Below are 16,579 nucleotides of genomic sequence, written 5' to 3'. Positions count from 1 at the left end.
GCTTATTCAGCGAACACGTCATCAATGTAGGCAGTTTACCGCATTTCATTCAACGATTTGTCCATCCCTGCGACAGAATCACCGATGTGCCCTCAAGCCCCCTGTGACAATGTCCACAACCTGTGACAATCTGGATCACAATTGATCACCAAACTGCCGCTAAAACGAACTAGCGATCGACGCCAATCGGCAGCCGTTCCCTCGTCGCACCACCAACTCGACAGTTCCATGATGCCCGACCACATCCCTGATAACGCCTCCGATGCCGAACGCCTGGCGCAACTCGAAGCGATCTTGAACAATGCTGTCGATGCGATCATCACCATTGATCAGAAGGGACTGATTCAATCGATCAATCCTGCAACAGAAGCGATGTTTGGCTATGACCAGCAGTCACTGATTGGCCAAAACATCTCGATGCTGATGCCCGAGCCGGACAAATCACAGCACGACGGATACATCGACCACTACAACCAAACCGGAGAGCGTAAGATCATCGGCATCGGCAGGGAGGTCGAAGGTCGACGGCGCGACGGATCCACATTTCCGCTTCACTTGGCCGTCAGCGTCTATCAAGTTGGCGGAAAGCGTTTCTTCACCGGAATCGTTCGCGACATCACAGACATCAAGACTGCAGAAAGAAATCTGGCAAGCGCGAACGAAGAACTGGCCGCTTTGAACAACGAACTTGAAAACCGAGTTCAACTTCGTTCCAACGAACTAAGCCAAGCACAAGGTGAACTGGTCCGCAAAGAAAAGTTTGCCGCAATGGGACGCGTCTCTGGTGGCATCGCGCACGAGATTCGCAATCCGCTAAACGTGCTCAAAAGTTCCGCCTATTTTCTTTTAAACGCTCAGGACATCAGCGAGGAAAAGAAGCGTGACCATTTGCAACGGATCGAACGTCAAGTCGGAATGATCGACGGAATCGTAACCGCGCTTTCGGAGACCTCGGGCATGCACAAGGCGACGGTCAAACCGATTCACCTAAAGCAGGTATTCGAAGAGCTGTGTTCCCAGGAACCGTTTCCCGAAAATGTCCGTCTAACATGTGACTTCGATACGGATACGCCCATGGTGATGGCAGACCCCAAGCAATTGCAAATCGTTTTTCGCAACGTGCTTCGAAACGCTTGCGATGCAATGCCTGATGGCGGCGACATCAGCATCACCGTGAAGGAATCCGACGGAGTCACTTCGGCTGTCGTTCGGGACACCGGGGGAGGCATCGATTCAGAGCAGCTCGAACAGATCATGGAGCCTTTTTACACAACCAAGGCTCGTGGTATGGGGCTTGGTCTATCGATCTGCAAAATGATCATGGACAAAAACCACGGTTTGATCTCGATCGATAGCCAGCAGGGCGTTGGCACTGCCGTCACGCTTCAGATGCTGACCGCGAGCCCAATCGCAAGTGTGGATGCCTAAAAAACTCGCTAGGCGGCTGCAGAAGCAAAGTCGCCTTTCGGTTGAAACGGGCCCTGTCGATATTGCCAAGGTATGCCGGTCAGCTTACGCGGCACGCTCTTTCTCTTCCGCCGAATTCAGCTTGTTGTAAAGAGTTTTCACGCTGATTCCCAATTCTTCGGCAGCCGCTTTTTTATCTCCGCTATGTCGTTCGATGGCTCGATCGATCGCGATCAACTCCATCTCGCGAATCGTCATCGGTCCCGATTCCCGAATCTCGCTTCGCAATTGTCGACGGCTGAAGTGCCGTGGCAAATGCTCGGCATCAATTGGCAGTCGGTCGCAAAGGATAGCAGCGTGCTCAACAACATTTGCCAACTCACGGACGTTGCCGGGCCACTTGTGCGCCAACAGCTCCGTCTTTGCCTCTTCGGTGAACAGTTCGTTCCCGTCACAATCGCTACGATGCCGACGCAACAAGTGTGCCGCTAAAGGCATGATGTCCTCGGGACGTTCACGCAGGGCCGGCACGTGGACTTCAAACGTGTTGATACGAAACATCAAATCCTCGCGGAACTGATCTTCCTGCACCATCTTTTCAAGATCACGGTGAGTCGCACAGATGACTCGGACGTCGACACGTTTGGATTGATTGCTTCCCAGACGACGAATGTCGCCCGTTTCTAAGACACGCAGCAACTTGGCTTGCATCATGAGCGGCAGCTCGCCGATTTCGTCCAAGAAGATGGTTCCGCCATCGGCGACTTCGAACAAACCGACGCGAGCGTTGTCGGCACCTGTAAATGCACCTTTGACGTGTCCGAACAGTTCACTTTCGATCAGGTTTTCGGGCAACGCACCACAGTTGATCGATACCATCGGCTCGGCAGCGCGAAGACTTGCCGCATGAACCGCTCTTGCGACCAATTCTTTCCCGCAACCGGTTTCACCGCGGATCATCACGGTGCTTTCGGTTGGCGCGACCTTTTCGATGACTTTGCGAACACGGGCCATCGCTTCGCCGTCACCGACAAGCTGGCCATCACCATCGGTTTGACGGACACGATGTTCAAGTGCCGCCAATCGTCGTGACCGAGACAGTCGGTGATAGACTTGGCTTAACAGCGATTTGATTTGCTTGAAGCTACAGGGCTTTGTCACAAAAGCGAACACATGGTTGTCGATCGCTTTGAGTGCGGATTGCAAATCGGGTTTGCCGGTGATAACGACGGCTTCGATGTCAGGGCGAATCACACGGGCCCGCTCGATGACTTCGGCACCTTTCATGCCTGGCATGTCTAAGTCGACGATCAAACAATCAAACGGCTCGCGTTCCATTGCCGCGACAGCGGTTTCGCCATCGGGACAGACCACGACACTGTGCCCCAGTTTTTCCAACTGGTTCTTCATCAGCGTTTGCAATGTCGTCTCGTCATCGGCGTACAAGACGTGCATCGATTCACATTCAGGCGACTTTTTCGACATCTTCTATGTTCTGTTCGGAGTCTACATCGATCTGTGGGGCAGCATCGATCGGTGAAGAAATCGCCGGCATGCGAAGTGTCGGCGCAGCTACTTCTTTAGGAGCTTCGGCTGGCAATCGTAAGACCATTTTTGAACCACAACCCTCGCCTTCGCTGTGGGGGGTCAGCGAACCATGATGCAGCGAAACGATCCGCGCACTAATACTTAAGCCGAGCCCTGTTCCCGAGTTATCGCGACGCCGAGTAAAGAACGGCTCGAACAAATGGTCCATCACTTCCTGTGTCATTCCACAGCCGTCATCCTCGACCGAGACGACCGCATTGGTCCGACCGCTCAGCGGATCAAATTCCTGCCGAACAAAGACGTCAACCTTGCCTTCGGTATCAACCGATTCCAACGCGTTGCTAACCAAATTGAGAACGACTTGTTGGATTTCCTGAGCGTTGCAGTAGGCGAGCACTTCGTCGCCAAGGTGCGTCTTGATGGTTTTGCACCGGTATTCGCCAACTTTGGCAACCAAGCCGACGACCCGTCGAACCAATTCGCCCAGGTCCTCGGGGGCTCGCATCGAATCGCTTAGCTTCGAAAAGCTCAGCAGGCGTTTCGTGATGCCTTTGCACCGGAAGGCTTCGGACTGAATCAGCCCCAGGTTTGTTTTTAATTCCGCGACAAAGTCTTGATCGATTTGGGCGAGTTCATCTTCGGGAAGATCATCAATCGATTCTTCAAGTGCCTCTGCACTCCATGCGATCGCGCCGAGAGGGTTATTGATCTCATGTGCCACACCGGCGGCAAGAAAACCGACACTCGCCAGCTGTTCGTTTTGGATGACTTCCCGAGTACGTTCGCGTACTTCCTGTTGGGCTCGCTTCCAAGCCAGCGTCGTGTTCTCAACAGCCTCATTGAATCCGTCAGTAATCTGATTGATGGTCTCGGCCATCAACCCGATTTCGTCATTCGTTCCCAAAAGAATTTTGTGCTTGTGATGGCCTGCAGCGATCAGCTCCGAACCTTTGATCAAAGTGCGAAACGGAACGACGATCGACGTCCAAAAAACCCATGCGAGGCACAGCATGAAGAAGAACGAAATGCAAGTCAGAGCCCAAAAGGTGCTGCGTTTGCTTTGATGCTCTGAGTCGACCTTGTTGCGAAAACCCTTCATCGCGACCTTGATCGATTCAAAAGGCCCGTTGATCTGAGCGGACAGGTCAGGAATCCTTTCAGAGAGGTCGGCTGAATAGAACGTCATGAAGATCGACCCGTGCTCGACGTTCATCCATTTGTCCCAGTCTTCGCGTGTCCGGTCGAGCAGCGATTTGATGCTTTTCAGGTTCACGTCTTGCTGGGTCCGATCAATCAACAAGGACCTTTCGACGTCGGACTTGGATTGCGTCGCGATCCAAGCCTGGTAGTTGTTGAGTGTGAATTCCAATCGCTCAAAATAGAAATTCACGTCCTCGATCGCTTTCCCACGCGCGTCCGGGAATTCGAAAACGATCGGATCGGTTTTCGATTTTTGCTGCTCTTTGTCCAGCGAATCAAGCTTCAGATAGGATCGCTCCAATCCTTCTCCCCAGCGTTTCAGTTCGTGCGCATGGTTGATCTCATCAGCGAGCTGGCCGATTTCCATGGCTAAAGCGCGATCGCCAGACATTTGAGACCAGCTGCTATAGACCAATGCACCGATGGCAGCCGCAAGCAGGCACAGGCTTAAAACCATCTTGGTTCGAATTTTCCAACCTCGCATCATCCCTGCGCCCCTGATTTGGGAATATTCCGCGTCGACGTCCCGGCAGCATGCTCGCGTGAAACACGACCATCCATGTGCGACAATAGTGACGACCGGGACAACGCAGCAAGGTCAGAAAGTCGCCTACCACAGCGAGATTTTGCTTCGAAATGATCACGTTGTCCCAAGAGCAATCGTTATCCCTGATTCGCTAGCATCATGCTCCCGAAAAGATTCCCCCCATCCACTACGCAACCTTTGGCACATTCGCGAAAACGTGACGCTGCCGCTACCTTCCGTGATTGGCGCAATGCTGCCGAACTTTCGAAACGGCGCGTCAAAATGGTTTATAAAAACTCGCCTCACAATCGTTTCAAGCTCCGAATGCTTCACTCCCTTTCAGCTAGTCGGAACACGTTTTGATAGCTTCATATTTGCATCACCGTCTGTGGCTCGTGGTCGGTTTCGCATGGCTAGCGGTCATTCAAATTGCCCATGTCGCGGCGGCACCTCCGAATGTGTTGATCGTCTATACCGACGATCAAGCCGCTTGGGCTGTCGGCAATGCAGTGACAAGCGGACAATTTGATGATGTCCCTGCCGCGTCGACTCCGCACATGGATCGCTTGGCGCAAGAAGGTGCCGTCTTGAGGAACTTTTTTTGTGTCACACCGGTTTGCAGCCCCGCCCGGGCTGCTTGGATGACGGGTCGTTATGCGAGTGAATTTGGTATCGACGACTTTATTCCCAGTCCAGATCACCGGCTGTTCGATCCCGATCATGAAGTGGCTCTCCCGCCAGACGAAAGCCTGACTTTTGCCGAGGTCTTGCAACAAAATGGCTATCGGACAGGACTGGTTGGGAAATGGCACTTGGGCGACTGGACCGCGCCGGGGCACGAACAGTTTCACCCCCGGCACCACGGGTTTGACTACTTCATGGGGCTGACCAGCGGCGGCACCACCCCAAGCAACCCAATGCTGGAAGAAAACGGCAAGGTTAATCAATTCGAAGGCCTGACCACAGATCTGCTGACCAATCGAGCGTTGGAATTCCTCGATCGCCAGTCGTCTGACTCGCCATTTCTTTTATGTGTTCACACGCGAGCACCACACGGGGCCTGGCTGCCAGTTGCCAAAGAGGACTGGTTGCCATACGCACAACTGGATCCGGCGATTCCGAACCCGGACTACCCGGATCTAAACATTGCGAAAGTAAAACGGCAGATGCGGGAATACTTGGCCAGCACCACCGGAGTGGATCGCAATCTTGGCAGGATCCTTGACCGACTGGACGAACGCAAATTTGCGGACAACACCATCGTGATCTTCAGTTCCGATCATGGATACAACATGGGACACAACGGAATCTGGCACAAAGGCAACGGCATCTGGGCAACCAACAAACCGCCGCAGAACGTGCACCAAGGCACCAAGGTGATTTCCCAAAAGTATCGACCGAATCTCTATGACCACTCCCTTCGCACACCGGCAATCGTCCGCTGGCCTGGCGTTGTCAAAGAGAATACGGTGATTGATCAGACAGTCACCAGCTTGGATCTCTGGCCAACGATTCTTGAGATGGCCAAGGTCGATCCCCCAAGTGACTCGCTGCACCACGGCCGCAGCTTTGTGACACTTCTTAAAGGCAACGTCCCTGCAGATTGGAAACAAAACATGTTGGCCGAATACAACATGATCAACTACGCCGAAGCCGATTTGGTTGCCTATCGAACGCCAGACTACAAGCTGATTCGTGATCGGAAAAACGTCGGCCGCGACGAATTCTATGACCTGCGAAACGATCCCGATGAAACGCGGAATCTAATCGACAGTCCAGACGCCGAAATCAAAGACGCGATCCAACGGCTAGATCGGCAACTGCAACATGCATTGAGCAATCGATAGCTCTGCGCACTGATGTGAGGCGAGTTCCCAGTAGCCTACCGGTGCTAAAAACGCAGTCCCAAAACACGGTGTCAGTGCTAGCGGCCACTAAACCCCTTTTCAGGGTGCATCGGCGCACAAGCCGCTATATTTGCGTGGTTGATGTGCTGTTATGTTGTAAAAGCTGGTATCCTAGCGAGATCGCGCGGTTTTTGATGAGCCGGATGGATGACGCCAGCGTGGACGATTGACATTGCATAATATTGCAATTGATTTCAAAAAGGCACTACTGCAGTGCTGTCCACAGAGACACTGCAGACAAAGATACTGCAGCCAGTGGCGATGTAGGCGACCTGAACCTCCACAAGGAATACACACCAGATGTCGGTCGAAACAGCCGGTAACTCGGCAGAAAATGAAGGAACAGGGCAAAGCGAACTTTCTGCGGCGGACGCGTCCAGATTGAACGAAGCCAAGAAACAGATCGGCGAGCAGCTTTCGAAAGTGATCGTCGGACAGCAGGAAGTGATCGATGAGATCATGATCGGGCTATTCAGCCGAGGCCACATCTTGCTCGAAGGCGTTCCCGGCTTGGCCAAAACGCTGATGATCAGCACGTTGGCGCAAACCATGGACCTGTCATTCTCGCGGGTTCAGTTTACCCCCGACTTGATGCCGGCCGATGTGACCGGGACTGAAATCATCGAAGAAGATCGGAACTCAGGGCATCGCGCGTTCCGTTTCATGGAAGGCCCGTTGTTTGCCAACATCGTCCTGGCCGACGAAATCAACCGGACGCCTCCAAAAACACAGGCTTCACTATTAGAAGCGATGCAGGAAAGGCAGGTCACCGTCGGTAGGACTCGCCACCCATTGCCGACACCTTTCTTTGTGTTGGCGACGCAGAACCCGATCGAGCAAGAAGGAACCTATCCGCTGCCGGAAGCCCAGCAAGACCGGTTTATGTTCAAGGTGTATGTGAAGTACCCCAGCTTCGACGAAGAATTCGAAGTCGCGCGGCGTACCACCGGAACCGACACCGGGACCGTCAACGCGGTGCTTAATGCGGACGAAATCGTTCGATTGCAAAACCTTGTCCGTCGCGTTCCGGTCAGCGACCACGTCGTCCGATTTGCACTCTCGCTGGTCCGCCAAACCCGCGTCGGCGACGACGGGGTCCCCGATTTTGTCAACGACCTGGTTGGCTGGGGTGCGGGTCCGCGGGCGGTTCAGTTTTTAATTCTCGGTGGTAAGGCTCGCGCGTTACTGCAGGGGCGATTCCACGTTTCTGTCGAGGACATCCAGCAACTTGCCAAACCGGTCCTTCGTCACCGGATGGTCGTTAACTTCGCCGCCGAAAGCGACGGTGTAACCAGCGACGATGTCATCGACCGCATCGTAGCGGCGACCCCAACGACCGAAGACGAGCTATCACGTGATGCCCGATTCCAAAGAATTTTTGCGTCCTGAAGTCACGCAGCGTATTCGCCGGATGGAACTGACCGCGCGTCGTGTGGTCGAAGGCTTTCTTTCCGGGATGCACCGCAGTCCGTACTTTGGGCAATCGATCGAGTTCCTGCAGCACCGCCAGTACCACCCCGGCGATGAACTCAGGCACATCGACTGGAAAGTGTACGCTCGGCAAGACCGTCTACACATCAAGCAATACGAAGAAGAAACGAACCTTCGTTTGACGTTGTTGGTCGATCGCAGTGCCAGCATGTCCTACGGAGACGGGCAAACAAACAAGTTTGACTATTCCGCTTCGATCGCCGCTTCGCTGGCCTACTTGGCTCTTCGACAAAAAGACGCTTGCGGACTGATCACGTTTGATACCGTGATGCAGGAAAGCGTTCCGGCAAAGAGCAACCAGCAACAACTGACCCGAATTCTATCGCTGCTCGATCAAGTCGGCGCCGACGGACGAACTGACCTTTCGCGTGTCGCTAGACAGGTCGGGCAAGCCATCCCACGTCGCGGTTTGATCGTGATCATTTCCGATCTGCTCGGTGTCGATTCGTTGGTCGAAGGCCTACGCGTGCTGCGTTCTCGAGGTCATGACGTGGCGTTGTTCCATGTGCTTCATGATGATGAAATCGAGTTCCCTTTTAACGGGGCGACACGCTTCGAAGGATTGGAAAGCGACGATCTACTCAACTGCAATCCCAAAGCTCTTCGCGATGGCTATATCGCGGCACTCGAAGAGTTCTTGACGAAGACTCGACGAGCTTGTGGAAAACTGTCGATCGATTACACCCAAGTTCGCACCAGTGATCCGCTGGATGCACTCTTGGCAAAGTTTCTTTCGCACCGACTCTCACTTCCCAAACTGCGTCGGTAAGGAGGCCGGACAATGTTTCTCTATCCCGCATTGCTCGCCGGCTTCGCCTTTATTGCCGTGCCGCCGCTGGTTCACCTAATCAACATGCTGCGCCACCGGCGTCAGCGTTGGGCGGCAATGGACTTTCTGCTGGCAAGCTATCGCAAGCAAAAGAAATGGCTACGGCTACGCCAACTGCTGTTGCTTCTGGCGCGAATCGCCATCGCTGCCGTCCTAGTCGCCATGCTTTGTGGTTGGACTGGCGGTCGGCAGTTGCTCGGCGTCCTGGGTGGTCGCACCACTCACCATATTGTCATTCTTGATGACAGTTATTCGATGGGCGATATCAGCGGATCAGGCGAACGCACGACGTACGATCGTGCCCTCGAAGCTCTCGCCCAGTTGACGCAGCGACTCGCTACCAGTGATGGCAATCATCAGCTTACGGTGATGCGTGCAAGTCGTGCCGCCCTGGCCGTGCAAGCTGGCAACGAGTCCGGCGATACTGCAGCAGATGTTTCCGCTCAGACGATTCAAAATGACAGCGCATTAATCACTCGTGTTGTCGCGACAAACGCGAGCGCGGTCCGCACCGATTTGGTGCCCGCAATCGACCTCGCCGCACAATTGGCTGGCGGCATGGATAGCGATGAACAGTTCGTCTACATCGCCAGTGACTTTCGATCGCGAGATTGGGCGGCGACAGACCGTTTGGCCGAATCGCTCCAAGCCTTTGACACAGATACCCAAATCCGGATGATCGATTGCGCGTTCGCCCCAGAACGCAACCTCGGTGTGACACGGTTGGTTCCGGTCCAAGACGTTTGGGTTGCGGGAGTCCCTGTGGTTGTCCGCGCGACAATTAAGAACTTCTCGGACTCGGCCGTCAAAAACGTCACCCTAGCCTGCCGTATGATCCGCTATGGCAATGAAGTCACCACGGTCGATCCGTCTCGTCAAGTCAGCGGCATCAGTGAGTCTCTGCCTGGACTTGTGATCGATTCGATCCCCGCCGGTGGCGAGATTACCAAGTCGTTTCAAGTATTCATCAATGAAACGGGAACACATGCGATCGAAGTCGAATTGCCAATCGACGCTCTTCCGACTGACAATAAACGTGTTTGCACACTGCCTCTGTCTGATGCTGAACGAGTCTTAATTATCGATGGTGACCCGACCGAATCGGGTGCCTACACCGTCGCAGCAGTTTTAGATCCGGGCAGCCAAGTTCGTATCGGAGCCGTTCCGGATATCAAACCACCAGCGTTTTTGCGTAGCGCGAGCAAAGAAATGCTGATGCCTTATCGCGCCATCTACCTGATCGATTTGCCAGACCTAACCGAAGCCGCCGGTGTAGCACTGGACGAGTACGTTCGTGCTGGTGGCGGTTTGGCTTGGTTCCTTGGTGAAAACGTTCAACCGAAACAATACAACCAGACATTGCTTTCCCAAGGGCGGCAGTTGCTACCACGTCAACTTGATCGGATCAGCGACCTCGATGTCGGGGGTGATCAAAAGACCGGCGACATGCTCTTTGGAGACGAAGACACCTTGCTGGATCCGCTTCGCGGTGCAGGCGATTCGTCACTTTCACTGATCGGCATCCAGAAAAGCTGGTCGATATTGGATGACGTGTCGGCGGATGACGAAGTGACCGCACCAAGGTTTCGCACTGTTTTAAAACGGCGTGACAATCAACCGATCGTGACCGAGCACTACGTCGGTGCAGGAACGGTCGTCACCGTCATGACCGAACCGGACGCCAAGTGGACCAACTGGCCCGGTGATCCGACATTCGTCCCATTCATGTTGCTGACCAACGCAAAGCTCTGGAGTGGTGCAGCCGCAACGACATCGCGTGTCGTCACCGATGCAATGACACGAACGTTTTCAACGCGAGAGTATTTCCCGGAAGTCAAACTGGCACTTCCCTCACAGTCGCCGCCACGCACCGTTATTGAGCTCAAGGCTGAATCATCCAGTGATGCCGGAGAAGTCGCGAGCTTGTCAATCAAGCCCACCGAAATGCTTATTTCCGGGACTCTCGGAATTGATGAATTTCTCCGCCCAGGGCTTTTCGAATGGGGCGTGATGTCAACCGAAGGCGTTAGCTCGGTGATCCCTTTGGCCACCACGATCGCAGGTGGCGAAGGAGATTTGCAGCGTGCCGACGCTGCCGAGATTCGCCAAGCTCTGCTGCCCATTGAGATCCAGTTCATCTCAAGTGATGACTGGCGAAATCAAAATCAATACGCTGGCAATTCATCGTTCGGATTGGCCATGTTAGGACTGCTGGCAATCTTGCTGATCTGTGAACAGTTTCTCGCTTACCTTGCCAGCTATCATGCCAAAGGCGGCGATGGTTCGGCCAAGACCAGTGGTGCCCTGGCATCCGGCAAGCTGGGCAGTTCAGTCAGTAGCTTCGGATTGGGAGCCACGGGAACAGGAGGACGTGCCTCGTGAATGAAACCGCCTCCGACCAAATCGTTTTCGAATTCGCCCGAGCTGCCACGATCAATGGCTGGTGGTTGTGGGCTTTGCTGGTCGCTTCGCTCGCGGTCCTTGGTGGACTTTGCATTCGGTTCTACCGCCGTGACACCGTTGAACTAACGCTTCCCGTTCGTGCGACATTGATCCTGTTGCGATTGGTGACGATCGTCGCATTGGTGTTCTTCTTTTTTGACCTTCAGCGAAGAACCCAACGAGAAATCATCCGCCCAAGTGAAGTCGTTGTACTCGTTGATACCAGCCAAAGTATGTCGCTGGCCGAATCCGACGAACCGGGTAGCGAAAGTCGAATTGCTCGGGTCACCAAAATTCTTGACGAAGGCAAACTGAGCGAGCAACTTGGCAAAGAACACCGAGTCAGTGTTTATGGTTTTGGCGAAACTCCAGAACCAGTTCTGCTAGAAGCTCAAGGCATTGAACAACCGGCGACGCTGAACGCCGATTCAGACCCAGACTCCGATTCTCCGTCGCCACCAGCTGCAAACGTTTCGCCGATCGCGATCCTAGGAATGTTGCTTGTCGGGACCGCGTTGTTGACTTCCATGGCTTCGCTACTGATCGGTGCATTTAGCAAAGTTGCATCCAATGGCAGCGGCTCCGGTGGCTCCTCCACAATGGGTTGGCTGCTGGTTGTCACCGCGGTCGCGTTATGTGCCGGTATCATCATGTCGGGTTCAGCCTACTCCGTCAGAACCGGACAATCGTTCGCGTCAATGATCGGTATGGAAGACCCTTCAAAGCCCGCGACCGAACAGGATGACAGTGACGAAGAATCAGACGCGTTGCCAGATTCGATCAAGGTGACCGATTGGAGCGAAGCGATCGCCGCGTCTGCATCACAAAGCCGAATTAGCGATTCGATCGCCAGCATTCTTGCCAGTCACGACCCGACCACGCTTGCCGGTATCGTCGTTCTGACCGATGGGCAAAACAACGGCGGCACCAATTTGGCATCCGCGACCTCGTTGGCAAAACGCAGCGAGATTGCTGTCTATCCGGTCGGGCTGGGAAGCAGCGAACCGCCAACAAACATTCGGGTTGTCGATTTGGATGCCCCCAAACGCGTGTATCCAGACGATAAGTTTGCGGTCTCGGCCGTTCTACAAGCGACCGGTGGAAAGCAGCTAAAAATCGATGTTCAACTGCTGGACGCACTCGACTCATCCGATGGAAAAGGCGAATCCAAACTGCCGACCGAAGTCGTCGACACACAGACTGTCACACTACAAGGCGACGGCGGATTGATGGGCGTCAAGTTTGAACTGGAACCCAAATCGGTTGGCCGCCGCAAGCTCGCGATCCGAGTCCTCGCGCCGGCGAACGATCAGAATGATCAAGACAACGTCCGTGACGCTCGCTATGAAGTTGTCGCTCGAAAGCTACGTGTTCTCGTCGTCGCGGGTGGCCCGACACGCGAGTATCGGTTTGTCCGAAACTTGCTGTACCGCGAGAAATCGATTCGCTTGGACGCTTGGTTGCAATCGGGACAACCGGGGATGAGCCAAGATGCGGACTCGCTATTGTCCGAGTTCCCATCGACCGCAGCAGAATTGTTTGAATACGACGCGATCGCGATGTTCGATCCGGACTGGACCAGGATCTCTGCGGAACAACTAGATCTACTTGACCGTTGGGTTTCGTCCCAAGCCGGCGGTATGATCATTGTCGGCGGCCCCGTTTTCCATCCGCGTTGGCTGCGGCTTCGAACCGATCCACGGGTCTCTCAAATCGCGGGCTTCTATCCGGTCACGTTCTCCACTCGAGGTCTGATCTCGGGCAGCGGACGCGATGGTGGCGAATCGGCCTGGCCGCTTGAATTTACGGCCGAAGCTCGGCGTGCCGAATTCCTTTGGGTCACCGATCAACCGGCCGAAAGCTTTGAAGCATGGGATTCGTTTGGTGGCGTCTATGACTACGTTGGCGTCCGCGCGGCGAAACCGGTGGCGAAGGTTTACGCCTATTTTTCGGACCCCTCAACAAAGATTTCTGACTCGCTTCCGGTTTATCTGGCGAGCCAGTTTTATGGTGCCGGACGGGTCTATTTCCAAAGTAGTGGTGAAATGTGGCGGATGCGGCGCGAGAGCGTTTCGTATTTCGATAGCTACTACACCAAGCTGATCCGCTGGGTCAGCGAAGGACGGTTGCTGCGTGACAGTAACCGAGGCTTGCTATTGGTCGACACTCCACGCGCGATGGTCGGCGATACGATTTCTGTCCGAGCAGTCTTAACTGACGAGCAATTCGAACCGCTGACGATTCCCGAAGTCGAAGCCACGTTGTTGGTTCCTCAAGGCGCCCCACAAGAAATCCGCCTGACTCCGGTCGAAGGTGAAACGCGTCCGGGAACGTACGACGGTCGCTTCGTCGTCCGGCAACCCGGTGACCACGAAATACAGCTGACACTCGGCGATGTTTTAGAAGAGGTCGTCCTTCGGCAAAACGTTTCCGTCCGGTTACCGACCGTCGAATTAGAACGTCCCCAACGCAACGATCAATCGCTAGCCGAGATCGCTTCGGCGACAGGTGGCCAGTATTGGAAGCTAGATGAGCTTGGTGACCGTCAAAATGTTATCCAAGCGTTGAGTGAAACGATCCGACCACAGCCACAATTGACGGTCCTTCCTGGAACCCCGGATGCCGCATTTGCAATGCGACGCAATGCCGTCCTGCTATGGCTGATCGCAAGTGTCCTTACGATGGAATGGATCGTTCGCCGATTGCATCGCTTGGCATAATCGAAATGAATCAACAACATCACTGAATTAGATTATTCGCCGCGGCAGTGTCGCGATCACGCTGCAAGTTAGACGAACCCCATCCGGAAATTCAAAACCAAACTGCAACTTCCAATGCTCGACCCCAAAGTTCAATCGCTACTCGACTCACTACGCCGGCGGATCCGTCGCTATGTGGTTTGGGATTCGTTGTTGGCGATGACGGCGATTGTCCTGATTGCCTTTTGGGTAGGCCTACTGATCGACTACTTGCCGGTAACACTTGGCGGCGACGAAATGCCTCGGTCCGCGCGAAGTATCTTACTCGCCGGTGTCGGGTTGACAGTGCTTTTGGTGATGACCCGAATGCTGCTGTCTCGATTGATGCGTCCCTTGCCGGACGACAGTTTGGCCTTGCTCGTTGAACGTCATCACAAGTCGCTCCGCGGACGACTCATCACCGCAGTTCAGCTTTCTCAACCGGGGCGATCATGCGATGCACACTCAAACGATCTGCTGGGATTGGTTCGTGAAGAAGCAGCAGCGGAAATCGATCGCGTCGATCCGGGGCGAGTCTTTCGATCCGAACCTCTGATCCACAAATCACTGGTCGTCGTTCCGTTACTGCTGCTGATGTTGGCCTTTGCCGTCTATAGCCCATCGGCGTTCGCACGAGCCGCCGGTCGGTTAACGTTGTTCTCGGACGCAAAATGGCCACGGCGTGCAAATCTAGAAATGGTCGGGATCGATCTACCCGTCATTTCCGCTGCCGCATCGGCCAGTGAAGACCTTGACCGAATCGAATTCGACAACGGTACGGTGCGTCTGCCAGTCGGCAGCAATCCAACACTTCGAATTCGTGCAAACACAGCTGACTTCGAAGTCCCCAGTGTTTGCACGTTGTACTATCAGACCGATAGCGGAACCCGTGGACAATCAAACTTTCGCCGTGTCGGCCGTGAACGCGACGGGTTCCAATCGTTTGTCCTTGATGGGCCACCGCTAAGCAACCTTGGTGAATCGTTCACATTTTCGATCCTGGGTTTAGACGACCGGCTAAGCGACTTCCGTGTCGAAGCGGTCACACCTCCGGCGATTACGGAAATGAAAGTCCGTGTCCGCTATCCAGACTACCTGCGGCAATCGTCGTCAACGGGCGGCGAAGGCGACTTTGATTTCGAAACGGATTATCAAGCCGGGTTGCGAATCAGTGAAGGTAGTGATGTCGTATTCGAAGGAACGACCAGTGTTCCCATCGGTGAAGCAAACGCGTCACTGGAGTTTCAAGGGCAAGAACACTCCGCAGACTCAATCGAAGTTGCCGCAGACGGATTGTCCTTCAAATTGAAACTAAATGACTTCCGTGACCCAACCGCGGTCCGTGTCGTTCCGGTCGATAGCGAGGGCATCAGTGCTCAAGCACCATTTCGATACTTCGTCGGTGCGATTGTCGACGAACCACCGAGTATCGATCTCAGCCTTCAAGGGATTCAAACGGCAGTGACGCCAATCGCGTTGCTACCGATCGAATGCATCGTCAAAGATGACTACGGAATTTTCTCGATCAATACGCTGGTGGCAAGCAGCGACCCCGGAACGCAGCCGGATAGCGAAGGTACGGATAATGAAGGTGCAATCCAGCCGGAACGGCAACCTTTGACCGTCGCGATGAATCCCGATCGTGATGGCAAAGCTAACATCGAAGTCGATTTGCGAGAGCTGACAAATTCGCAAACGATCCCAGCCCTTCAGCCAGGCGGATCAATCAGTGTTTACGCAGAAGCCAAAGATGGTTTCAATCTAGAAGGCGAGCACCTGACAACAAGCGAAATTTTCCGCCTTCAAGTCGTCACTCCCGAAGAATTGCTTACATTGCTCGAGCGGAGAGAACTCGGACTACGAACCCGGCTCGAACAAACCGTCACTGAAACACAAGGTCTGCGCGATCAACTTGCGAAGTTCAAAGCCGATGGCTTCGAAGTGGCCGAAAGCTCAGACAATGAAGACGAACCCACCGAAGACTCTGATTCAAACTCCACGAATAGCGAACAAAGCCGAAACCGAGCGATCCAAATCCTGCGGCTTCGGGTTCAGCAAAGTAGCCTCCAGGCTAGCAAAACCGCACAAGAAATAGTTGGTATTGCCGAGTCGCTTGATGACCTTCTGCAAGAGATGGTCAACAATCGAATCGACTCCAAGGACCGCCAAGAGCGGCTTGGGAGCGGGGTCCGAGATCCCTTGCGAGCCGTTGTCGACGGTTCGATGAAAGATTTAATCGCAACGATCAACGCGATCGAGTTAACTGTGGAAGATCCGCAATCCGCGACGGACAACACGGAAAAATCGATCGCGGTGGCCGATGAAGTTCTGCTCGAATTGACGGCCGTCTTGGAAAAGATGCTGGATTTAGAGAGCTATAATGAACTTTTGGACTTGGTTCGTGGTTTAATCCAAGACCAAGAGGCCTTGCAGGAAGAAACGAAGAAAGAACGCAAGAACGCGATCAAGAGTCTGTTTGACTAACGACGCA

The 16,579-nt window shown here is 54.1% G+C and carries 9 protein-coding genes; 7 read left to right on the top strand and 2 right to left on the bottom strand.

Annotated features, from left to right (window positions below; genetic code table 11):
• Nucleotides 1–228 precede the first annotated feature (228 nt).
• Nucleotides 229–1,428 carry a two-component system sensor histidine kinase NtrB gene (locus tag LOC67_RS14345; protein ID WP_230263292.1) on the top strand — a complete coding sequence of 400 codons (1,200 nt, stop codon included), beginning with the start codon at nt 229–231 and terminating at the stop codon, nt 1,426–1,428.
• Nucleotides 1,429–1,512: 84 nt separating this feature from the next.
• Here LOC67_RS14345 and LOC67_RS14340 read toward each other — a convergent pair whose 3' ends face one another.
• Together LOC67_RS14340 and LOC67_RS14335 are read right to left on the bottom strand one after the other, a co-directional pair.
• Complete coding sequence (locus LOC67_RS14340) at nt 1,513–2,862, bottom strand: sigma-54-dependent transcriptional regulator (RefSeq protein ID WP_230263760.1); 1,350 nt, start codon at nt 2,860–2,862, stop codon at nt 1,513–1,515.
• Between the two features lie 10 nt (nt 2,863–2,872).
• Nucleotides 2,873–4,612, bottom strand: coding sequence for a sensor histidine kinase (locus LOC67_RS14335; protein WP_230263291.1), 1,740 nt, complete (start codon nt 4,610–4,612; stop codon nt 2,873–2,875).
• Between the two features lie 428 nt (nt 4,613–5,040).
• Between LOC67_RS14335 and LOC67_RS14330 the strand changes: the two genes are divergently transcribed.
• From LOC67_RS14330 to LOC67_RS14305, 6 genes are all read left to right on the top strand, one after another.
• Nucleotides 5,041–6,528 carry a sulfatase gene (locus LOC67_RS14330; RefSeq protein WP_261366903.1) on the top strand — a complete coding sequence of 496 codons (1,488 nt, stop codon included), beginning with the start codon at nt 5,041–5,043 and terminating at the stop codon, nt 6,526–6,528.
• Between the two features lie 360 nt (nt 6,529–6,888).
• The gene (locus LOC67_RS14325) at nt 6,889–7,977 is read left to right on the top strand and encodes an AAA family ATPase (RefSeq protein ID WP_230263290.1); all 1,089 of its coding nucleotides are present in this window, start codon (nt 6,889–6,891) and stop codon (nt 7,975–7,977) included.
• A complete protein-coding gene (locus tag LOC67_RS14320; RefSeq protein WP_230263758.1) occupies nt 7,967–8,848 on the top strand; it encodes a DUF58 domain-containing protein in 882 nt (293 codons plus the stop codon). Before LOC67_RS14325 ends, LOC67_RS14320 begins: the two co-directional genes overlap by 11 nt.
• A 12-nt stretch (nt 8,849–8,860) precedes the next feature.
• Complete coding sequence (locus tag LOC67_RS14315) at nt 8,861–11,290, top strand: BatA domain-containing protein (RefSeq protein ID WP_230263289.1); 2,430 nt, start codon at nt 8,861–8,863, stop codon at nt 11,288–11,290.
• Nucleotides 11,287–14,070, top strand: a complete 2,784-nt coding sequence (locus LOC67_RS14310; protein ID WP_230263288.1) for a VWA domain-containing protein — start codon at nt 11,287–11,289, stop codon at nt 14,068–14,070. The genes LOC67_RS14315 and LOC67_RS14310 overlap by 4 nt, the downstream gene beginning before the upstream one ends.
• A gap of 114 nt (nt 14,071–14,184) precedes the next feature.
• Nucleotides 14,185–16,572, top strand: a complete 2,388-nt coding sequence (locus LOC67_RS14305) for a polyketide synthase (RefSeq protein ID WP_230263287.1) — start codon at nt 14,185–14,187, stop codon at nt 16,570–16,572.
• The last annotated feature ends 7 nt before the right edge of the window (nt 16,573–16,579 follow it).

Source organism: Stieleria sp. JC731 (assembly GCF_020966635.1).
Taxonomy (GTDB): domain Bacteria; phylum Planctomycetota; class Planctomycetia; order Pirellulales; family Pirellulaceae; genus Stieleria.
This window is presented reverse-complemented; position numbering and strand designations above follow the sequence as displayed.